Annotated in this window: 20 protein-coding genes; 9 read left to right on the top strand and 11 right to left on the bottom strand. The window is 59.4% G+C overall.

The window, feature by feature from the left end:
- Positions 1-87: 87 nt before the first annotated feature.
- The 6 genes from D3M70_RS27190 to D3M70_RS27165 all read right to left on the bottom strand — a co-directional run bounded on the left by D3M70_RS27190 (position 88) and on the right by D3M70_RS27165 (position 6,363).
- Positions 88-360 (bottom strand): Rho-binding antiterminator, encoded by a 273-nt coding sequence (locus tag D3M70_RS27190; protein WP_120128905.1) that lies wholly within the window; start codon positions 358-360, stop codon positions 88-90.
- A 54-nt stretch (positions 361-414) separates the two neighbouring features.
- Positions 415-1,965, bottom strand: coding sequence for an amino acid ABC transporter permease/ATP-binding protein (locus D3M70_RS33995; RefSeq protein ID WP_120128903.1), 1,551 nt, complete (start codon positions 1,963-1,965; stop codon positions 415-417).
- 252 nt (positions 1,966-2,217) lie between these two features.
- On the bottom strand, positions 2,218-3,033 hold the full coding sequence (locus D3M70_RS27180; RefSeq protein ID WP_120128917.1) for an ABC transporter substrate-binding protein: 816 nt from the start codon (positions 3,031-3,033) through the stop codon (positions 2,218-2,220).
- A 59-nt stretch (positions 3,034-3,092) separates the two neighbouring features.
- Positions 3,093-4,157, bottom strand: coding sequence for an isopenicillin N synthase family oxygenase (locus tag D3M70_RS27175; protein ID WP_120128901.1), 1,065 nt, complete (start codon positions 4,155-4,157; stop codon positions 3,093-3,095).
- A 13-nt stretch (positions 4,158-4,170) separates the two neighbouring features.
- The gene (locus D3M70_RS27170; RefSeq protein WP_120128900.1) at positions 4,171-5,022 is read right to left on the bottom strand and encodes a sugar phosphate isomerase/epimerase; all 852 of its coding nucleotides are present in this window, start codon (positions 5,020-5,022) and stop codon (positions 4,171-4,173) included.
- A 393-nt stretch (positions 5,023-5,415) separates the two neighbouring features.
- Positions 5,416-6,363, bottom strand: a complete 948-nt coding sequence (locus D3M70_RS27165) for a LysR family transcriptional regulator (RefSeq protein WP_120128898.1) — start codon at positions 6,361-6,363, stop codon at positions 5,416-5,418.
- A 220-nt stretch (positions 6,364-6,583) separates the two neighbouring features.
- On the opposite strand from D3M70_RS27165, the gene D3M70_RS27160 reads away from it, so the two are divergent.
- The 3 genes from D3M70_RS27160 to mmsB all read left to right on the top strand — a co-directional run bounded on the left by D3M70_RS27160 (position 6,584) and on the right by mmsB (position 10,532).
- Positions 6,584-7,927: an MFS transporter gene (locus D3M70_RS27160; RefSeq protein WP_120128897.1), complete on the top strand. Its 1,344-nt coding sequence runs from the start codon at positions 6,584-6,586 to the stop codon at positions 7,925-7,927.
- A 149-nt stretch (positions 7,928-8,076) separates the two neighbouring features.
- On the top strand, positions 8,077-9,603 hold the full coding sequence (locus D3M70_RS27155) for a CoA-acylating methylmalonate-semialdehyde dehydrogenase (RefSeq protein ID WP_120128895.1): 1,527 nt from the start codon (positions 8,077-8,079) through the stop codon (positions 9,601-9,603).
- Between the two features lie 35 nt (positions 9,604-9,638).
- The gene (gene mmsB, locus D3M70_RS27150; RefSeq protein WP_120128893.1) at positions 9,639-10,532 is read left to right on the top strand and encodes a 3-hydroxyisobutyrate dehydrogenase; all 894 of its coding nucleotides are present in this window, start codon (positions 9,639-9,641) and stop codon (positions 10,530-10,532) included.
- On the opposite strand, the gene grxC is transcribed toward mmsB, so the two are convergent.
- From grxC to D3M70_RS27135, 3 genes are all read right to left on the bottom strand, one after another.
- Positions 10,523-10,783 carry a glutaredoxin 3 gene (gene grxC, locus D3M70_RS27145; protein ID WP_120128891.1) on the bottom strand — a complete coding sequence of 87 codons (261 nt, stop codon included), beginning with the start codon at positions 10,781-10,783 and terminating at the stop codon, positions 10,523-10,525. The genes mmsB and grxC overlap by 10 nt on opposite strands.
- A gap of 270 nt (positions 10,784-11,053) precedes the next feature.
- A complete protein-coding gene (locus tag D3M70_RS27140) occupies positions 11,054-11,398 on the bottom strand; it encodes a cupin domain-containing protein (RefSeq protein ID WP_120128889.1) in 345 nt (114 codons plus the stop codon).
- Between the two features lie 255 nt (positions 11,399-11,653).
- Positions 11,654-11,968 carry a putative quinol monooxygenase gene (locus D3M70_RS27135; protein WP_120128888.1) on the bottom strand — a complete coding sequence of 105 codons (315 nt, stop codon included), beginning with the start codon at positions 11,966-11,968 and terminating at the stop codon, positions 11,654-11,656.
- A gap of 213 nt (positions 11,969-12,181) precedes the next feature.
- Here D3M70_RS27135 and D3M70_RS27130 point away from each other — a divergent pair, with 213 nt between their 5' ends.
- The 3 genes from D3M70_RS27130 (at position 12,182) to D3M70_RS27120 (ending at position 13,939) form a co-directional block, all read left to right on the top strand.
- Complete coding sequence (locus D3M70_RS27130) at positions 12,182-12,766, top strand: NAD(P)H-dependent oxidoreductase (protein ID WP_120128886.1); 585 nt, start codon at positions 12,182-12,184, stop codon at positions 12,764-12,766.
- Between the two features lie 71 nt (positions 12,767-12,837).
- Positions 12,838-12,966, top strand: coding sequence for a TetR family transcriptional regulator (locus tag D3M70_RS27125; protein ID WP_256660005.1), 129 nt, complete (start codon positions 12,838-12,840; stop codon positions 12,964-12,966).
- 76 nt (positions 12,967-13,042) lie between these two features.
- A complete protein-coding gene (locus tag D3M70_RS27120; RefSeq protein WP_120128885.1) occupies positions 13,043-13,939 on the top strand; it encodes a LysR family transcriptional regulator in 897 nt (298 codons plus the stop codon).
- 221 nt (positions 13,940-14,160) lie between these two features.
- On the opposite strand, the gene D3M70_RS27115 is transcribed toward D3M70_RS27120, so the two are convergent.
- Positions 14,161-15,033, bottom strand: coding sequence for a LysR family transcriptional regulator (locus D3M70_RS27115; RefSeq protein ID WP_120128883.1), 873 nt, complete (start codon positions 15,031-15,033; stop codon positions 14,161-14,163).
- 112 nt (positions 15,034-15,145) lie between these two features.
- Here D3M70_RS27115 and D3M70_RS27110 point away from each other — a divergent pair, with 112 nt between their 5' ends.
- The 3 genes from D3M70_RS27110 to ggt all read left to right on the top strand — a co-directional run bounded on the left by D3M70_RS27110 (position 15,146) and on the right by ggt (position 19,009).
- A complete protein-coding gene (locus tag D3M70_RS27110; RefSeq protein WP_120128882.1) occupies positions 15,146-16,078 on the top strand; it encodes a DMT family transporter in 933 nt (310 codons plus the stop codon).
- Between the two features lie 198 nt (positions 16,079-16,276).
- A complete protein-coding gene (locus D3M70_RS27105) occupies positions 16,277-17,176 on the top strand; it encodes an NAD-dependent epimerase/dehydratase family protein (RefSeq protein ID WP_120128880.1) in 900 nt (299 codons plus the stop codon).
- Between the two features lie 165 nt (positions 17,177-17,341).
- Positions 17,342-19,009, top strand: coding sequence for a gamma-glutamyltransferase (gene ggt, locus D3M70_RS27100; protein WP_120128878.1), 1,668 nt, complete (start codon positions 17,342-17,344; stop codon positions 19,007-19,009).
- Between the two features lie 57 nt (positions 19,010-19,066).
- On the opposite strand, the gene D3M70_RS27095 is transcribed toward ggt, so the two are convergent.
- Positions 19,067-20,650 (bottom strand): peptide chain release factor 3, encoded by a 1,584-nt coding sequence (locus D3M70_RS27095; RefSeq protein WP_120128877.1) that lies wholly within the window; start codon positions 20,648-20,650, stop codon positions 19,067-19,069.
- Between the last annotated feature and the right edge of the window lie 295 nt (positions 20,651-20,945).

Here is a 20,945-nt window from a genome sequence, read left to right as displayed (position 1 = left end):
CCGGCGGTAGCGTTCCTGTGATCGCCATCGTCGGCAAGCCGGACTGCTACGAGGTTGAGGAGATGCGCAGGCCGCGTGGGTCTTTTCTCAAGTAGAGCAAAACGAATTGCCCAACTCCACGCGTCCAAAACTGGCGCCATCATCCAGCGGGGTAATGGCGGCCAGTTGATCCATCCGCACCTCTTCGATTCCGTCAGCGAACTGCAGAAACTCTTCTTTGCTTGACGCCGTCCGGGTGGTCAGCGGGGTGCCCTCGAAGATCTGGCCGTTGACCAACTCGACCTTCAAGCGATAGCCATGCATGCAAGCGATCTCCAGGTAGTCATAGAGATCGCAGTTCAGCGGTTGATAACGGTCCATTTCAGGCTCCCGAGCGGTGTTGTGCTTCTATCGTGGTCGACTCACGATAGCCGCTCAAGCCTCCTTGCGCACGGGCTCCTGCTGGGTGATCGCGTTGTCCAGGCCCATGAATTTGCGCACGCGGTCGCCGCACTGGTCGGCCAGGACGGCCTGCGGCGAAGCATCCACCTGTACCACGCCGTTTTCCATGAAGATCACACGGTCGGAAATAGACAGGGCGAAGTCCATTTCGTGAGTGACGATCAGCATGGTCATGCCTTCTTTGGCGAGGTCGCCGATCACCCTCAATACGTCGCCCACCAGTTCCGGATCCAGCGCCGACGTTGGCTCGTCGAACAGCATGATCTCTGGGTCCATTGCCAGCGCACGGGCAATCGCCACGCGCTGCTGTTGACCGCCGGAGAGCTGATGCGGGTATTTGTGCGCGTGGGCCAGCAGGCCAACCTTGTCGAGCAGCGCGTAGGCGCGCTGCTCACTGACGGACTTGTCGCGGCCGTGATAGCGCGGCGCAAGGGTCACGTTGTCGAGGATGGTGCGATGGGGGAACAGGTTGAAGTTCTGGAACACCATGCCGATGCGTTGCACGCCTCGCCGGATCTGCGGCGCGTTGGGGCTGTCGCCAGCATGAATGAAGCCTTCGCCGAAGAGAATGATTTCCCCTTTGTCGATGGTTTCCAGGCTGTTCACGGTACGGATCAGCGAGGTCTTGCCCGAGCCTGAGGGGCCGATGATCGAGATCACCTGACCCGCATTCACATCCAGACTGATGCCCTTGAGCACCTCATGATGGCCGTAGCTCTTGTGAATGTTGACCAGCTGCAATGCCGGCGCCGAACCTGGCCCAGCGTCGGGTTGACGCGCTTTGACAGGTTGCGCCACCAGCGTCGAACGCAGGCGGGCCAAGGCACTGTCGTCCAGCGTCTGCGGCTTGCGGTTGTTCAGCTCCAGATGTTGTTCGAGCCAGTGAAACAGCCAGCCGAACACGGTGACGATCATCACGTAGTACACCGCGACCGCCGACAGGGTTTCCATCACCAGAAAGTTTTGCGCATACAGGCGCTGACCGACGGTGAGCAGTTCGGTCAGAGAGATCACCGACACCAGCGAGGTGAGTTTGACGACGGTGATGTATTCGTTGATCAGCGTCGGCAGCGAGATGCGGAACGCCTGTGGAATCACGATCAGACGCTGCATGCCGATCAGGCCGACGCCCAATGCGCGGCCCGCTTCCTTTTGCCCCTTGGCGACCGAAATCAGACCGCCCCGGTGGATCTCGGCCATGTATGCCGCTTCAGTGACAACAAGCGCCAGCAGGCCGGAATAGAAGGGGTTGGACAGCACTTCACGGGTGATCGGGAACATCTGCGGCAGGTTATAGGTGAACACCACCAGCACCAGCAACGGGACGCTGCGGAAGAACCAGATATAAATCGACGCGGGCACACTGATCCAGCGCGCGGTCGAGAGTTTGGCCGAGGCCAGCAGGAAACCCAGGAGCATGCCGATGAACCAGCCCAACGCGCTGAGCTCAATCACGGTGATGCAGGATTCCCAGAAGTCCGAGACCGAGAACAGCGAAAAAAAGTAGGACCATTCGAATTGCATAGACACCTCAAGCTGCCAGCCTGGACAGGGACTTCACAGCACTTACAGCGGATGAAGATCCTGTAGGAGTGAGCTTGCTCGCGATGCAATCAGTCAGTCGTCACAGTAGTGTCTGAACAGACGCATCGCGAGCAAGCTCACTCCTACAGGAGGTACAGCATCAATCGATCTGTAGCAGTCCGGCTTGCCGGCGGTGGCGATTTCAAAGACGCTACCGCCGGCGAGCCGTGCTGCTGCAGAATTTTCGAACGATCAGTTCGCTGGCTCTTCCAGGTTGTACTTTTTTAGCAACGCTGCGTACTCACCGGACTTCTTGGTCTCGTCGAAGGCCTTGAGCAGCGCCTGATACAGCTCGTCGTTACCCTTCTTCACGTAGATGCCCAGCGTCTGTTGGTAGATCGAGTGTTCGGTACTCACCACCACTCGGCCCTTGGTGCGCTCGGCGATCATGCCGGCAGCGCCGTCGATCTCGACCTGCGCCTGAACGTTGCCGGACAGCAGCGCCTGGGTCACTTCAGGAGCGGACGGGAATTCGCTGACCGAGATGGCACCCTTGTTGTTCGGGACGCAGTAATCGGTGGACAGCTTGTTGAACTGGGCGACCCAGGTGGTGCCCTTTTCCAGGCCGACTTTCAGACCGCAGAGATCCTCCGGCACCTTGGGTTTGAGGGCGCTGTCTTTCAGAACCATGATCGCCGCGCCGGTTTTGGCGTAAGCGATGGTCTGAGCCTGGGTCTGACGCTCAGGGGTGATGTACATGCCCGAGATGATGGCGTCGTAGTGACCGGCGTTGAGGCTCAGGATCAGGCTGGAGAACTTGGTGTCGACGAACTCCGCCTTGAGGTCCATGTGCTTGGCCAGCAGACGCGACAGGTCCGGGTCGGAACCGACGACGTTCTTCTTCTCGTCATAGGATTCGAACGGAGGATAGGTAATTTCCATGCCGACCTTGAACTGGCCGGGGGTCACGGTAGTGGCAGCCTGGGCGGCTGTACCGAAAGCAGTCGCGCCAAGCACGGCGGTGGCAAGAACGGTCAAGCGAACAGCAGTGTTCAAAGTGTTGCGCATCGTCGGTGACTCCACGTCAGGAAGGTAAGGCACGGTGTGTTTGGCAATCTTCTTGAGCATCAGGACGGGTCCTGTGCCTGATTCTTCAGGTGGCCGAAGCTCGATGGCTTGCGCGCCTTTTCATACAGTTTCAGCTCGCCGCTTTCGACCTTGCGGCGCAGGTACTGATAGGTCTGCAGGGCTTGGCCGAACATGTGCTCGCCAATGGTGATCTCTTCGTATTCCTGACTCCGGGTTTCAAACTGCGGGAGTGGTTTGATCTGAGTGTGGAAGTCGCAGGCGAAGAACAACGGGAACGAGTAACGCTCTTCGCTGACTGTGCGTACACGGTGAGCCGTAGCAACGAACGTACCAGCAGTCATGACCTCCAGCATGTCGCCGATATTGACCACGAATGCGCCTTCAACCGGCGGCGCGTCGATCCACTGGCCCAGATCGTTCATGACCTCAAGGCCGGGCTTGTCGGCCAGCAGCATGGTGAAGCACTCGTAGTCGGTGTGTGCACCAATACCGGGCGCGTCCTGTGCGGCGTCGTCGAACGGGTAGTGAATCAGCCGCAACTTGGACGGCGGGCGAGTGACCATTGCCTCGAAATAGCCCTCCTCCAGGCCCAAGGCCAGTGCGAAGCCGTCGAACAGCCGGCGACCCAAGGCGAATACAGCGGCGTAATAAGCTTCTACGGCTGGACGGAATCCCGGCAGGTCAGGCCATTCGTTGGCCCCGATCAAGGGCGTCTTGGCGATCACCAGCGGATCGTCGTCGCCGACTTCGAAACCGATGTCGAAAGCCTCCTTGTGATCCGGTTTGCCCTTGGCATAAACCTCTTCGCCTTCTGGCACGAAGCCTTTGTGGCTGCGCGAAGTGCCGATGTAGTGCTGCATCTTGTACTCGAGGGACTGAGCGAACAGATCCTTGGCAGCCTGGCGCAGGCCGTCGATCAACGACTGCTCGATGCCGTGGTTCTTGACGTACAGGAAGCCGACTTCCCGTGCAGCCTTACCCAGCTGATTGGCCACGGCCTGGCGCTGGGTGATGTCGGCGTCGAACAGGCCCGCGATGTCGACCACCGGAATGCTGTTGAAGTTGGCGACCTTCGGTGCTGCCGCTTGAGACTGATCAGACATGGCGAAACGCTCCTTATCGGCTTGTTGTATGGGTGAAGCGTTGAAAATGTTCGCGTTCTGTCTTGGCCATCCACACGTTCAGCGACCACAGATCGGCCACCGGTACGTTGGTGAACGGTAGGTGATGCAGGTAGCCGTCGGCGCCGAATTCCGGGGTCAGCGTCGTCAGCTGATAGCCGCGCGCTTGCTGCGACTTCCAGATGGCCTCCCAGTGTTGCTGATGAAAGGCCAGCTCCTTAGCGCGCTCGGGGCCGCCCGGGTGTGGGACTTGCGGGCCCTGGTCGTAACCGACGCGGGCCTGAATATGATGGACGCGCTCGACGAAGGCGCCGAGGTCGTCCTCGGGGTCATCGAGCAGACGTTCGCAGGTGACGATCCAGTGGCTGATGTCGCTGGTGAAGCGCAGGTCGGGGAGCTGACGAATCAGTTCCAGCGTTACCCACGGGTTGAACAGCGAGCGCGCGCGGTGGGTTTCGAAGGTGACCATCTGGCCGTGCTTGCGTGCCAGCTCCAGCGCCTGACCGAAGAAGTCGACCTGCTGCGGCAACTGCCAGCGGTCATTGCCGGCCAGCACATTGACGAAACGCGGGGTCAGTTCGGTAGACCAGGCGAGCTTCTTTTCCAGATCGGTGAGGTGTTCGGCGAGGGTTGCCGATTGTTCCGGGAGGACGTCGTAAGCGGTGAAGACAGTCGCGATGTAGGGCAGGCGATTGGCGCGCAGGAAAGCACCAAACTCGGCCCGCTCGACGGGCGTCAGCGGCAGGCGCGCTTCCATGCCGTCGAACCCGGCTTCCAGCAGCTCATCGAGTGCCTGAGCCTTGCTGGCGGTGTAGCCCCACATCGTGCGGAAGATTTCCAGTTTCATCGAACGTCCTCAAAGATTGCGTCTGGCGACAGACCTGCCCTGACATAGCTTCGCCACGGCGCGAGCCGAAACGGGTACAACGGCAGTCACATCTGAAAAAGGCAATCTTCGGGCCGTGTCTCTACTGGACGGGCTCCTTTATTGGAGCCGATCTTAGTTTCGGCCGATGAACGGAAAGAATAGGAAAGCTCAAATGCATAGTTCAGAGATTTCTAAACTATGTTGCGGAGGTGCTCACTAGACGTCAGGAGGCAGATTCGGTGTTGCGGCTGCGCGAACTGTAGGAGCGCGCTTGCCCGCGAATGCGGCGTGTCAGTCGCCGAATCCGTTTCAGGGCGACCGCCATCGCGGGCAAGCGCGCTCCTACAGTTGGCCGATGGGCATGGGCGGTGGTCAGTCCACAAAACTCATCACCTGGGTCTCGCCCAGCAAAAATGCCTGGTTGCCCTCGGTCGTCTCGCGAATGTAATCCCACAACAGAGTGATCCGCTTGAGCTTTCTCAGGTCCTCTCGGCAGTACATCCAGAACTGCCGCGTGATGTTCACCTCTTTCTCCAATACTGGCAGCAGACGCGGGTCCTGCGCTGCGAGGAAGCACGGCAAAATCGCCAGCGCGCGGCCCTGCAATGCTGCGACGTATTGGGCGATGACGCTGGTGCTGCGCAACGTTGCGTGAGCGCCGGGGAGCAGGTTGCTCAGATACAACAGCTCCGAGCTGAACGCCAGGTCGTCGACGTAGCTGATGAACGGATGTGTGGCGAGGTCCTCGACTTTGTTGATCGGCGCGTGGTTATCCAGATAGTCCTGTGTCGCGTAGAGCCGCAGGTTGTAGTCGCACAGTTTGCAGCAGACGTAAGGCCCGTGTTCCGGGCGTTCCAGGGCGATGACGATGTCGGCCTCGCGCTTGGACAGGCTGATGAAGTGCGGCAGCGGCAAAATATCAACCGAGATAGCAGGGTAGGTGTCGGTGAAGTGGCTCAATTGCGGGGTGATGAAAAAGCTGCCGAAGCCTTCGGTGCAGCCCATTCGCACATGCCCGGATAACGCCACGCCGGAGCCTGAAACCTGCTCGCAGGCAATGTGCAAGGTGCTTTCGATGGACTCGGCAGAGCCCAGTAAACGCTGGCCTTCGGCGGTCAGGACAAAGCCGTTGTTGCGCGACTTTTCGAACAGCAGGGTGCCGAGTGATGCTTCAAGCGCATTGATTCTTCGCGACACCGTTGTGTAGTCCACGCCCAGCCGTTTGGCGGCGGAACTGGCCTTGCGGGTACGTGCGACTTCAAGAAAAAACTTCAGGTCATCCCAGTTCAGAGCGCTCAGGGATGTGATGTTTTTTTGCATGTTGGACCTGCTTTTATGTGCGTTCTTATTAGAAGTTTGCACATCTATACTCCGAAGCACGGAGCAAACCAACTCGCAGTAAGGCACGGGTACCGAGCCGACACATGAACGGCTTCCACAGGGGCAGCGAACACATTCACGACCGAGGTCAACGCGACACACAACCGAATCACCTACACGCCATAACACCCTGCACAACAATAAATAAGCGGAGGAGTTTATGAAGAACGCTATAACGGCGGACGCCACGGCGGCGCAAACCCATGCTGCAAACGCCAGTGCCGCGAAAAAAACCAAAGCCTATCGGCTTGCCGGTGCTGCGAGCATGGCGGGCACGACCATCGAGTGGTACGACTTTTTCCTCTACGGCACGGCTGCCGCGCTGATCTTCAACAAAATCTTCTTTCCTGCACTGGACCCCATCATCGGTGTGCTGGCGGCGTTCGCCACCTATGCCGTGGGCTTTCTCGGGCGGCCGCTGGGCGGGATCGTGTTCGGTCATTTCGGCGACAGGATCGGCCGTAAATCGATGCTGCTCTTCACGCTCATGCTGATGGGGATTCCGACCATCATCATCGGCCTGATTCCCACTTATCAGCAGATTGGTTACTGGGCCGCTGTGATCCTCGTCGCGATGCGCTTTCTGCAAGGCATGGCCGTCGGCGGGGAGTGGGGCGGGGCAGTGTTGATGGCCGTCGAGCATGCGCCCGAAGGCAAGAAGGGCTTCTATGGCAGCTTGCCGCAAACCGGTGTCGGCGCGGGGCTGGTGCTGGCGTCGCTGGCCATGGCGATGGTCGCGAAGATGCCCGAAGAAGACATGCTCAGTTGGGGCTGGCGCATTCCGTTTCTGGCGAGCGTCGTGCTGCTCGGCGTAGGTTGGCTGATTCGCCTGAAAGTCCCGGAGTCACCTGACTTCGAGAAACTGAAGAAGAACAACATCGCGGTCAAGGTTCCGCTGTTCAAAGTCTTCCGCGATCACCCCAGAGAAACCCTGACGATCATCGGCGCGCGCACGGCCGAAAACGCCTGGTTCTACATGTCGGTGACCTTCGCTCTGGCGTACGCCGCCAATCAGTTGCAGATCCCTCGCGCTGACGTCCTGGGTGCGATTACCGCAGGCGCGGCGCTGTCGCTGGTGACCATGCCGCTGTGCGGGCATATCTCTGACCGGGTTGGGCAGAGGCGTCTGTATTTCGTGGGGCTGTTACTGCTGTGTGCCTTCGTCTACCCCTTCTTCGCCATGCTCGGCACGCGTGATCCGGTACTGGTCTGGTGGGCGATGGTGCTGGCGGTGGGCGTGGTGTTCCCGATTTTGTATGCGCCGGAATCGCTGCTGTTCGCCCGACAATTCCCGGCGGAAATTCGCTACAGCGGCATCTCCGTTTCTGTGCAACTGGCCGGTGTGCTGGGCGGCGGTTTCGCGCCGATGATTGCCACGCAGTTGCTGGCGATGGGGGGCGGAAACCCGCATTACGTGATCGTGTACCTGGTCGGCATGGCGCTGATCGCGCTGGTATGCACGGCGCTGATGAAGCGCGATCCGCCGCGCCAAAGAGTCGGCTGAGACAAATTTGCCGTGGATCGAACATCTGTAGCAGCACGGCTTGCCGGCGGTGGCGGCCTTGAGAACGTCACCGCCGGCAAGCCGGACTGCTACAGAAGAGCTTTATCGGCGCTTTCCAGATGGCGCTGCTTCGAATGGAGAATCCTGCAATGAACGTTTCACTTAATAAAAACAACACGACTGTGGCCCGCGTGAAAATGCTGATCGATGGCGAATGGGTCGAGTCGCAGACCGGTGAATGGCTGGATGTGATCAATCCCGCGACTCAGGAAGTGCTGGCCAAGGTGCCGCTCGTAACCACCGCCGAAGTCGATGCTGCCGTTGCCGCCGCACAGAACGCCTTCAAGACCTGGCGCCACACCCCCATCGGCGCTCGCATGCGCATCATGCTCAAGTTGCAGGCGCTGATTCGCGAGCACTCCAAACGCATCGCAGTGGTGCTCAGCGCTGAGCAGGGCAAGACCATCGCTGATGCAGAGGGCGATATTTTTCGCGGGCTGGAAGTGGTGGAGCACGCCTGCTCCATCGGCACGTTACAGATGGGCGAGTTCGCCGAGAACGTCGCAGGCGGCGTCGATACCTACACGCTGCGCCAACCCATCGGGGTATGCGCGGGCATCACGCCTTTCAACTTCCCGGCGATGATTCCGTTGTGGATGTTCCCGATGGCCATCGCCTGTGGAAATACGTTCGTGCTGAAGCCTTCCGAGCAGGACCCGATGTCAACCATGCTGCTGGTCGAACTGGCGGTCGAAGCGGGGGTGCCTGCCGGCGTATTGAACGTGGTACACGGCGGCAAAGAGGTGGTCGACGCGATCTGCACCCACAAGGACATCAAGGCGGTTTCCTTCGTTGGTTCGACGGCAGTGGGCACTCATGTCTACGACCTGGCCGGTAAACACGGCAAGCGCGTGCAGTCGATGATGGGCGCGAAAAACCACGCGGTGGTCTTGCCGGATGCGAACCGCGAACAGACCCTCAATGCACTGGTGGGCGCGGGGTTCGGCGCTGCGGGTCAGCGCTGCATGGCGACCTCGGTGGTGGTAATGGTCGGCGCGTCGAAGCAGTGGATTCCTGAACTCAAGGCGCTGGCGCAGAAGCTCAAGGTCAACGCAGGCAATGAACCTGGCACGGATGTCGGGCCAGTCATTTCCAAGCGTGCCAGACAGCGGATTCTCGACCTGATCGAAAGCGGCGTGAAAGAAGGCGCCAGGCTCGAACTGGACGGGCGCGGCATCACGGTCGCAGGTTATGAGAACGGCAACTTTGTCGGCCCGACGCTGTTCACCGGCGTGACCACGCAGATGCAGGTCTACACTCAGGAAATTTTTGGACCGGTGCTGGTGGTGCTGGAAGTCGACACGCTGGATCAGGCCATCGAACTGGTCAACGCCAACCCCTTCGGCAATGGCGTCGGTCTGTTCACCCAGAGCGGAGCGGCGGCGCGTAAATTCCAGAATGAAATCGACGTCGGCCAGGTCGGCATCAATATCCCGATTCCTGTACCGGTTCCATTCTTCAGCTTCACCGGTTCGCGCGGTTCCAAGCTTGGCGATCTGGGGCCATACGGCAAACAAGTGGTGCAGTTCTACACTCAGACCAAGACCGTCACCAGTCGCTGGTTCGATGACGACAGCGTGAATGATGGCGTGAACACGACGATCAATCTGCGTTGAGCGTTGCCGGACTCGACCTGAATAGAGAGAACACCATGAAAATCGCATTCATTGGCCTGGGCAACATGGGCGCGCCCATGGCGCGGAACCTGATCCGGGCCGGGCATCAGTTGCACCTGTTTGACCTCAATACGCAGGTACTGGCCGAACTCGCCGAGCTGGGCAGCCGCATCAGCGAATCACCCAAACACGCTGTAGAAGGCGCGGATCTGGTGATTACCATGTTGCCGGCCGCTGCACACGTTCGCGCGGTTTACCTGAACGAAGACGGGGTACTGGCGGGAATCGCCCCCGGTGTGCCGGCTGTGGATTGCAGCACCATCGACCCACAGACCATTCGCGATGTGGCGGCGGCTGCGGCCAGGCAAGGTGTGGTGGTCGGCGATGCGCCAGTGTCGGGTGGCACCGGCGGCGCGCAGGCCGGAACACTGACGTTCATGGTGGGGGCGAGTCTGGAGCATTTCACGGTGCTCAGACCGATCCTCGCGCAGATGGGCCGTAACATCGTGCATTGCGGTGACGTCGGCACGGGGCAGATCGCCAAGATCTGCAACAACATGCTGTTGGGGATATCCATGATCGGTGTCGCCGAAGCCATGGCGTTGGGTGATCGCTTGGGCATCGACACAGCGATTCTGGCGAACATCATCAACAGCTCTACCGGCCGGTGCTGGAGTTCGGAGATGTACAACCCCTGGCCTGGCATCGTCGACACCGCGCCAGCGTCACGCGGTTATACCGGTGGGTTTGGGGCCGAGCTGATGCTCAAGGATCTGGGGCTCGCCACCGAGGCCGCCAGAGTCGCGCACCAGCCGGTGGTTCTCGGTGCCGTGGCGCAGCAGCTGTATCAGGCGATGAGTCTGCGTGGCGATGGCGGCAAAGACTTCTCGGCGGTGGTCGAGGGGTATCGGAAGAAAGATCAGGCGTGACTTTCGAGCAGGGCATTGAGTTCGCCCTTGCGCTCCAGCAAAGCCATGTCATCGAAACCGCCGACATGGCGATCACCGATGAATATCTGTGGAACGGTGCGACGACCGCTGCGCTCCATCATGATGTTGCGCTGGTCCATGGAGGTCTGGACGTTGATTTCGTTGTAGCTCACGCCTTTGGCCTTGAGCAGGTTCTTCGCGGCCACGCAGTACGGACAGGTATTAGTGGTATAGATCGTGACTTCGGACATGACACTGAACTCCGTTGGTCGGCCCTCGAATGGCGGCCCGGGATACGCTTGCGATGGCCCCACGGTTGCGGGGCATCTATGACGGCTTTCATCTTAAGGGCCTTCGCCGGTTTTATCGTGTCCGAAATACTCATTGAAGCGATAGATCGTCTCAATTTCTCAGCTGACCTTCCCCCAGCAGAGTGTTAACCATGCTGGGAGAAGATCACGCAAGATGTCACCTCCAGCAAGCCGGTCTGCTACACAAGACGACGATTGCTGGGTGGGGAGTCAGGCAAACACGAAATACTTGCGCACGGTCTCGACCACTTCCCACGTGCCTTTCATGCCCGGCTCGACGATGAATTTGTCGCCGGCTTTCAAGTGAATCGGCTCCTGACCTTCAGGGGTGATGATGCAGTAGCCTTCCTGGAAGTCGCAGTACTCCCACTTCACGTATTCCACGAGCCATTTGCCCGGGGTGCAGATCCAGGTGCCCATGATCTTGTCGCCGTCGGCGCTGGTGTACGCGTTGAGGTTGACGGTGTGCGGATCGCCGCCGATGCGCTCCCATTTGCAGGCGTCAACGACGGGCAGTGGCGTGGTGTCGCGAAGAACGGTAATTGGTTTGCTCATGACAGCTCCAGAAGAGGTTGGCGAAAATTGCGCTCGCACACCTTAGGAGGCTCAGAAGCGGGTCAGTTGTCTGGGCTCGACATCAAGGTGCCTGGAAACGCAGTTTTCTCCCTCAGATGACGCAACAGGCGTTGGCGTATTCGGCAAGCGCCCGGAAGGCTGACTCAATCCGTTGCAGGTTTCAAAGCCGGCCGCAGGGCTCAGGATAACCTCAGGCTGTTGGCCCGCACCTGTTGATTGTCGGCTAAGCCGGGGTTATCGAATGGCCGAGGACGGGCTGATCATGTCGACCCGGCGGATATCGAAATCACGCACCAGATAATCCATGCGGTTTTCGAAGAAGCTCGCCATGTGCGGCAGACCCGAGTGGACATTCAGATGGGCCGTCGATTGCCAGATCTCGTAGAAGATGAACAGCGTCGGGTCCTGCTGATCGCGCAGCATGTGGTATTCGATGCAGCCGTCTTCGCTACGACTGGCCGCGACGTAGCCGCTGAACAGCGCTTCGAACTCAGCCGCTTTTTCCGGCTTGGTCTGGGCATGAAGAATGAAACCGTGCAGATCGCTCATGGATGCCTCCTGAAATGAAAGTGAGAAAATTTTAAGTCAATAATCTCTGTTCCATTCGTGCTTGTCAGGCAAATGTTTTTTGCTTCGGGGTCGCTTATTTCATCCTCGCGTGTTCGTTATCCTGCCGTCCATTCCAGCTTCCAACCCTTTCCATCTCCAACGCTCGCTCCACGCCCTGATGGGCTGACGACGCGGGCAACGACGAGGCTTTTTATGAAAAACGTACTGTTCCTTAACGGCGGCAAACAATTCGCTCACTCCGAAGGCCGTTACAACGCAACCCTCCACGACACCGCACTGGCCTTCATGGACCGCGTTGGCTTCGACGTGAAGCAGACCTTTATCGATGGTGGCTACGATGTCGCCGAAGAAGTGCAGAAGTTTCTCTGGGCTGATGTGATCGTCTGGCAGATGCCGGGTTGGTGGATGGGCGCGCCGTGGACCGTGAAGAAGTACATCGATGAAGTCTTCACCGAAGGGCATGGCAGCCTTTACGCCAATGACGGTCGTACGCGCTCCGACAGTTCGCAGAAGTACGGCAGCGGCGGTCTCTTGCAGGGCAAGCAGTACATGATTTCAGCGACCTGGAATGCGCCGCAGCAAGCTTTCGACGACCCGACCGACTTCTTCGAAGCCAAGGGCGTGGACGCGGTCTACTTCCCGTTCCACAAGGCCAACCAGTTCTTGGGCATGACCGGATTGCCGACCTTCCTGGCGGTGGATGTGATGAAAGTGCCGAACATCGACGCTGACGTGAAGCGCTATGAAGCGCATCTGGCATCTGTATTTGGCGTCTGATCCGGCGCCTGAAAACCCGTGCGGCCTGATCGGGCCGCGCGGGTCTTGTTGCATCAGGTCCAGAAACGATCATGGCAGCGGCCCGGAAAATGGTGCAGACCCGCGGCTATAACGGCTTGAGCTTTCGAGAACCGGCGAAGGAAGACGGCGTCAAGAGCGCGAGCATTCACTCCTACCGTTTGGCCGGGCTGTTGCCGTGAGAGGACATTCGTGAACGCTCGGTCTTTTGCTCCAAACAGCGCTAATATCCAGCCTGCCTTTGAGCGGAGGACAACAGTGAAAGCCCGATCCGATGAATTGCAGGTGTTCGTTTCAGTGATCGAAAGCGGTTCGATTTCGGCCGCTGCCGAGCAGATTGGCCAGACGCCGTCGGCGATCAGTCGCACCTTGTCACGGCTTGAAGCCAAGCTCGACACCACGTTGATCAACCGCACGACCCGGCGCATGGACCTGACCGAGGAAGGCAAGTTTTTCCTTGAGCATGCAAGGCAGATTCTCGCGCAGATGGAGGAGTTGGAAGAGCGCTTGTCGTTGCGTCAGCAGACGCCGTCCGGGCGCTTGCGGATCAACGCCGCCTCGCCGTTCATGCTGCACTCCATCGTGCCCTACGTCGCTGAGTTTCGGGCGATGTACCCGGACATTCAACTGGAGCTCAACAGCAATGATCTGATCATCGATCTGCTGGAACAGAGCACCGACGTGGCAATCCGCATCGGTGCCCTCGCCGATTCGACGCTGCATGCGCGCTCGCTGGGCACCAGTCCGCTGAACATCCTGGCCAGCCCCGAATACCTGAAAAAACACGGCAGACCGAAGAACGTGGAAGCGTTGAGCGGGCATTCGCTGTTGGGCTTCACTCAGACCGAAACCCTCAATCACTGGCCGTTGCGGCATGCCGACGGCGATCGCTTGTTCATTCATCCGACGGTATCGGCTTCCAGCGGCGAGACGCTGCGTCAACTGGCGCTCGCGGGGGAGGGGATCGTCTGCCTGTCGCACTTCATGACCCATGAGGACATCCGGTCAGGGCGACTGAACGTCATCCTGCCCGAGGCCAACAGCGGCTATCGCCAGCCGATTCACGCGGTGTACTACCGCAACTCGCAGTTGGCTTTGCGGATCCAGTGTTTTCTGGATTTCATTCAGCAGAAATTGGCGAATTACGCGGCTTGAGGCGGCGTTAATCCACTAGCCTTCCGGCTTGCTGTGGAGGGTGCTCTTGATTCTGGCCAGAGGCCGTGGGAGCTTGGCTTGCCAGCGATCTGGCGCGAAGCGGCAGCAAATCCGGCGGGCGGGATACACCTGACACGGCGAAGTGTCTGATTCTACTGCCGGTGCCCGGCAGATCGCTGGCAAGCCGAACTCCCACGGCCTGCGGCCAGAAGCAGTCTGATCTACCGAACCCCACTGAACTCCGCACGCAACATCTCTACGAACGCCTCCCTCGCCGGATGGTGTTCAGCGTTTTCGTGCCAGTAGAACAGGTTGTCGATGGAGGTCAGTTCCGCAAATTCGTAACCCACCCAGCCAGAGCCTTTGTGGTACTGCTCGAACACGCCTTTGGGCACCAGCGCAACGCCCGCCCCCGCACTGACACAACCCACGATGGTGCCGTAACTGGCGATGCTGATGATGGGCTGCGTCTGGCCGTTGTTCAGCAACCAGCGTTCCAGTGCGGCGCGATACGGACAGCCTTCGGGCCACATGAAGATCGATTTGCCCTGCAGATCTGCCGCGCTGCGAATCGGCCCCAGGGATTCGGCGGCGATAAGCACCAGATCCTCGCGATACATCGACGTGCGCTTGAGTCTGGGTCGTTTGACGTCAATGGCAACAATCGCGCCGTCGAGTTTGTGATTGAGCGTGGCATCCAGCAGTTGCGGGCCGGTGCCGGTCGTCAGCTCCAGAGACACGTCTGGATAGCGCGCGTGAAAACGCGCGAGTAATCGCGGTAATCGTGACGTGGCTGACGACTCGATGGCACCAATGCGCAAGGGGCCAGAAGGGGTTGCATCGGGATGCACCGCACGCTTGGCTTCTTCCGCCAGGCTGAGCATTCGCCCGGCGTAGGTCAGAAAGATTTCTCCCGCCGGGCTGATGCGCAAACCCCGGCCATGGCGAAAGAACAATTCGGTACCGAGCTCTGCCTCCAGCGCCTTGATGCGCGCTGTGATGTTCGACGGCACGCAGTGCAGAACCTCAGCCGCACGGGCGATGCTGCCCGTGTCGGCGACGGTCTTGAACATACGGATCTGGGCCAGTTCCATGCATCACCAAAAGTGAATGGTTGCGTCATTATTGTTCGGTTGTGGTGAGCATAGGTTGTTTCGATACTCGCAGCCAAGCGCGGGTAAAACGTCTGCGAGTGGGAGCATCGATATGAGCGTGGTGAACGAACCGGTTGCGTTGACGAGCGGTTCTGAACAGCCGGGTTTGCGCTGGCATGGATTGAAGGTGGCATTGGCGACTTTCTTCGTCATTGCCTGCTGGGGCTTTTCGCCGACCGGGATCCGCATCGGCCTCCAAGGCTACGAACCCGGCCATCTGGCCTTGCTGCGCTTCATCATTGCATCGGTATTCATGGCGATCATCGCCTCTTCACTGCGTATTTCGCTGCCGCGTTTGAGGGACCTTCCGCTGCTCGGCGTGCTGGGTTTTTTCGCGGTCAGCCTGCATCACATCGCGCTGAATTTCGGCCAGGCGGGCGTCACTGCCGGGGCATCGAGCGTGCTGATTCAATCGATGCCGCTGTTCACTGCACTGCTCGCACATTTCGTGTTCAAGGAGCGCGTCAGCGGCTGGCGCTGGACCTGCGTGGCGTGGGGACTGGTCGGCGTGGCAATTGTCATCACCGGGGATCGCGGTTTCGGGCATATCGATGTGCGCGGCTTGCTGGTCTTGCTCGCGGCATTTTCCTGGAGCGTCTATTTCTCACTGCAAAAGCGCTACAGCCACCGTTACGACGGTCTGACCATGGTCTGCTACACGATCTGGGCCGGGACCTTTTTCCTGCTCATTTACTTGCCCGGACTGATGGGCGAAATCGTCAATGCACCGCTGCGGGTCAACATTGCCGTGGGTGTGCTTGGCTTTTTTCCCAGTGCGCTGGCCTATCTGGCTTGGGCATACGTGCTCAAACACATGGAAGTCAGCCGCGCCTCCATGAGCCTGTACCTGACACCACCCATGGCCATCGCCATCGCCTCGGTGCTGCTCGGGGAAATGCCCTCGGTCATGGTGGTCGTGGGTTCGGTCGTTGTGTTGAGCAGCGTGCTGGCGCTGAATCTGCGGCGTGAGCGGGTGGTGCTGTGAGCTTGTGTAGTAATCTCGTTTGCCGGCGGTAGGGGTGTCAAGCGCGCCTCCGTCGGCAAGCCGCACTGCTACAAAAAGTGGTGGTGAATCGGCTATTCGTGACCTGCACGCAATAGTCATTTGGGCTCAGCTGCCTTTTTCGTATCGAATCACACGCCGATACTGACTCCATCATTTACATCACACAGGAGTCATCCCATGAACATTTTCATTACCGGCGCCGCAGGTTTTATCGGTGGCTCCATCGCAACCGGCCTGGTCAAAAAGGGCCATCAGGTCACTGGCCTGGTGCGCAGCGCCGAGCAGGCCGATGAAATGAAAACCCTGGGTATCGTTCCGGTGATTGGCACGCTCGACGACAGGGCAATGCTGATCGAACAGGCGCGCAAGGCCGATGGCGTGATCAACGCGGCTAGCAGCGATCACAGGGGCGCAGTGGAAGCGCTGATCGAGGGGCTGAAAGGTTCGAACAAACCTCTCCTGCATACCAGCGGTTCGAGCATCGTCGGTGATGCGTCCGGCGGTAAGGGCGGCGGCCAGATTTACTATGAAGACACGTTGCCTGCCGCGACCCCTGACAAAGCCGCGCGCGTCGCCATCGACGATCTGGTTATCGCCTCTGCAAAAGACGGCGTGCGCTCCGCCGTGATCTGCAACACCTTGATCTACGGCCTGAGCCTGGGCGTGGACCGCGACAGCGTGCAGTTGCCGCGGCTGCTAAAACAGGCCCGCAAGAGCGGCATCGTGCGCCACGTCGGCCCGGGGGAAAACGTCTGGTCCAACGTCTTCATCGAGGACGTTGTCGAGCTGTATGCGCTGGCGCTGGAGAAGAACCCGGCGGGTACGTTCTACTTCGTCGAAAGCGGGGAAGCATCTTTCGTCGACATGACCAATGCCATGGCCGAAGCGATGGGGCTTGGTAAGTCTCAGGACTGGCCGCTGAAAGACGCAGAAGCAGAATGGGGCTATGAGATGGCCAACTACGGCCTGGGCTCCAACAGCCGGGTCCGCGGCAAAAACGCTCGCGAGTTGTTGGGCTGGGTGCCTAAGCGCACGTCGGTGATCGAGTGGATCAAGCACGACATGCTCAAAGGTTGATACGCCGCTGACGTGCAATGAACGGCCACCTTCGGGTGGCCATTTGCGTTTGCGGGAAGTTTCATCATTAATGAGCGACTGGACCGTTAGTCTCGTCAGCCTTCAGACAGCTTTCATACAGCACCCGCGTACCAAGCTGTCGCATCCGCTCATTAAGGAAGCCCCATGCGAGTCGTGACCCTCAAGACCCTAGCCTTGTCGGTGATCTTCGCCGCGAGTTCACCGGTGTATGCCATCGCGCTGGAAGGCGGCGCCGTTGCAGCGCCTGATCAATACGGCGCGCAAGTCGCTGCGCAGATTCTGAAGAAAGGCGGGAATGCCGTTGATGCGGCAGTCGCCACGGCATTCACATTGGCCGTGACGTACCCCGAAGCCGGCAACATTGGCGGCGGAGGGTTCATGACCCTGTTCATCAAGGGCAAGCCCTACTTTCTCGACTACCGCGAAACCGCTCCCAAGGCCGCAAGCCGCGACATGTATCTGGATGAAAAGGGCAACGTCATTCCGGGCATGAGCCTGGTGGGCGCCCGTGCTTCCGGCGTGCCCGGCACCGTCATGGGCCTGTGGGAAGCGCATCAGAAATTCGGCAAATTGCCATGGGCCGAACTGCTGACCCCGGCGATCGGCTACGCCAGGAACGGCTTCAAAGTCGCCGACAAGCAATACATGTACGGCGAAGCGGCGATCAAGCAGCTCAACGGCAAAACCAACTTTGGCGACTACTTCGGCGGCATGAAAACCGGTGAGACCTTCCGTCAGCCGGAACTGGCCAAGACCCTGGAGCGTATCGGCGACAAGGGCGCCAACGAGTTCTATCAGGGGCAGACGGCTGACTTGCTGGTGGCGCAGATGCAGCACGACAACGGCCTGATCACCAGGCAGGACCTGGCCGATTACAAGGCCGTATGGCGCAAGCCGTTGCGCGTCAACTTCGACGGCAACACCCTCTACACCGCGCCGCTGCCCAGTTCGGGCGGCGTGGCGCTGGCGCAACTGATCGGCATCAAGCAGCAGTTGAGCAGCGACTTCAAAGGCGTGCCGCTGAACTCGGCGCGCTACATTCACCTGCTGGCGGAAATTGAGAAGCGCGTGTTCGCTGACCGCGCAAACTACCTCGGCGATCCGGACTTCTCCAAAGCGCCAGTCAGCCAGCTGACAGACCACGCTTATCTCGTCCAGCGGGCTCAAGAGGTCAACCCGAATGCGATTTCACCGACCGAACATATCAAGGCCGGTCTTGAGTCGCACCAGACCACGCACTTTTCCATCGTCGACTCCAGCGGCAACGCAGTCAGCAACACCTACACCCTGAACTGGGATTACGGCAGCGGCGTGGTGGTCGAGGGAGCGGGCTTCTTGATGAATGACGAGATGGACGACTTCAGCTCAAAGCCGGGCGTTGCCAATGCGTTCGGTGTGGTCGGTGGCGATGCGAATGCCATCGAGCCGGGCAAGCGCATGCTGTCGTCGATGAGTCCTGGCCTGGTGACGCGTGACGGCGTAGTGACGCTGGTGTTGGGGACGCCCGGCGGCTCGAGGATTTTCACCACGGTCTTTCAGGTGCTGAACAATCTCTATGATTTCCACATGCCGTTGAAGGATGCCGTCGCGGCGCAGCGGGTTCATCACCAGTTGTTGCCGAAGGACACGATCTTCACCGAGAAATTCGCGCCTCTGCCGATACCGGTGGCCGAAGAACTGGAGACCATGGGCTATACGCTCAAGGATCAAGGCTGGTCGATGGGCAACGTGCAGGCGATCAAGATCGACGGCACGAAAGTCGAAACCGCGTCCGACCCGCGTGGGCGGGGAGTGGGGATGGTGGTTAAGTAACCGTGTCTTGGAGTGATCGTTCCCACGCTCTGCGTGGGAACGATCATGGATCACATCTTAATGATGCTCACGCGTCGCACGGAATTTGATATCCGGCCAGCGCTCTTCCATCAGGGCCAGATTGACCCGGGTCGGCGCCAGATAGGTCAGGTGACCGCCGCCGTCCAGGGCCAGGTTTTCCACGGCCTTGTTCTCGAATTCCTCGAGCTTCTTCTTGTCGCTGCTGTCGATCCAGCGGGCTGACCACACGGTAATCGGCTCGTAGGCGCATTCGACCTTGTATTCTTCCTTCAGGCGGCTGGCGACCACATCGAACTGCAGCACACCGACGGCGCCCAGAATGATGTCGTTGCTGCGCGTCGGGAAGAACACCTGCGTGGCGCCCTCTTCTGCGAGCTGCTGCAGACCCTGACGCAACTGCTTGGATTTCAGCGGATCCTTCAGACGCACACGACGGAACAGTTCCGGAGCGAAGTGCGGGATACCGGTAAAGCCCAGCGCTTCGCCTTCGGTGAAAGTGTCGCCGATCTGGATCGTGCCGTGGTTGTGCAGACCGATGATGTCACCGGCGTAGGCTTCTTCCAGTTGCTCACGCTCGCTGGAGAAGAACGTCAGTGCGTCACCGATGCGTACATCTTTGCCGGTACGGACATGGCGCATTTTCATGCCCTTGTCGTACTTGCCCGAGCAGATGCGCATGAACGCGATACGGTCGCGGTGCTTGGGGTCCATGTTCGCCTGAATCTTGAACACGAAGCCTGAGAACTTCTCTTCGACAGGCTCGACGGTCCGCTCGTTGGCAACACGCGGCAGCGGCAGCGGGGCCCAGTCGACCACGGCGTCGAGTACGTGATCGACACCGAAGTTACCCAGTGCAGTCCCGAAGAACACCGGGGTCAGCTGACCGTCCAGGAACTCCTGCTGATCGAAGGTGTGACAGGCGCCTTGCACCAGTTCCAGCTGCTCGACGAAGCGGTCGTACTCGTCGCCCAGATGCGCGCGGGCCTCGTCGGAATCCAGCTTCTGGATGATCTTGGTTTCGGTGCGTTCATGGCCGTGACCAGCGGTGTAGACAATGATGTAGTCGTCGGCCAGGTGGTACACGCCCTTGAAATCGCGGTAGCAACCGATCGGCCAGGTGATCGGCGCAGCCTTGATCTTCAGGACCGCTTCGATTTCGTCGAGCAGTTCGATCGGGTCGCGGATGTCGCGGTCGAGCTTGTTGATGAAGCTGACGATTGGCGTGTCACGCAGACGGCAGACGTCCATCAGGGCGATGGTGCGAGGCTCGACACCTTTACCGCCGTCGAGGACCATCAGTGCCGAGTCCACTGCGGTCAGCGTGCGGTAGGTGTCTTCGGAGAAGTCTTCGTGGCCCGGGGTGTCGAGCAGGTTGATCATGTGTTCGCGATACGGGAACTGCATGACCGATGTGGTAATGGAAATACCCCGCTGTTTCTCCATCTCCATCCAGTCGGACGTGGCATGGCGATCGGATTTGCGGGATTTGACCGTACCGGCGACGGCAATCGCCTTGCCCATCAGCAGAAGCTTTTCAGTGATGGTGGTCTTACCGGCATCGGGGTGGGAAATAATGGCGAAAGTGCGGCGTTTCGCGACTTCGGCGGCCTGTCTGGTCATGGGAAATCGCCCGAGAGGTGATTCAAAAAAGGGCGGCGATTATAGCCCAAACCAAGTCAATAACCGAACCGTTCAGTCGATCAAGGGTGGCCAAATAGCATCCTACGTGGGAACCTTTGCGGTTGTGGAGACGTCCATTCCCTGGCAACGCAAACGGCCAAGGTTTGCAAAATCAGCAAGTTAGCTTGACGAAGCTGCGCTCATGGCTTGTGTTTTCGCCGAGGTTGCACCCTTTCCGGCGACCCACCCGCTGCTCTTCGCGAACGTTCGCAAACTGGCTGAAAAGCCAATCCCC

It is taken from the genome of Pseudomonas sp. LS-2, from assembly GCF_003605735.1.
Classification (GTDB): domain Bacteria; phylum Pseudomonadota; class Gammaproteobacteria; order Pseudomonadales; family Pseudomonadaceae; genus Aquipseudomonas.
The sequence above is the reverse complement of the archived record's forward strand: the minus strand, read 5'-3'. Positions and strand labels throughout refer to the sequence as shown.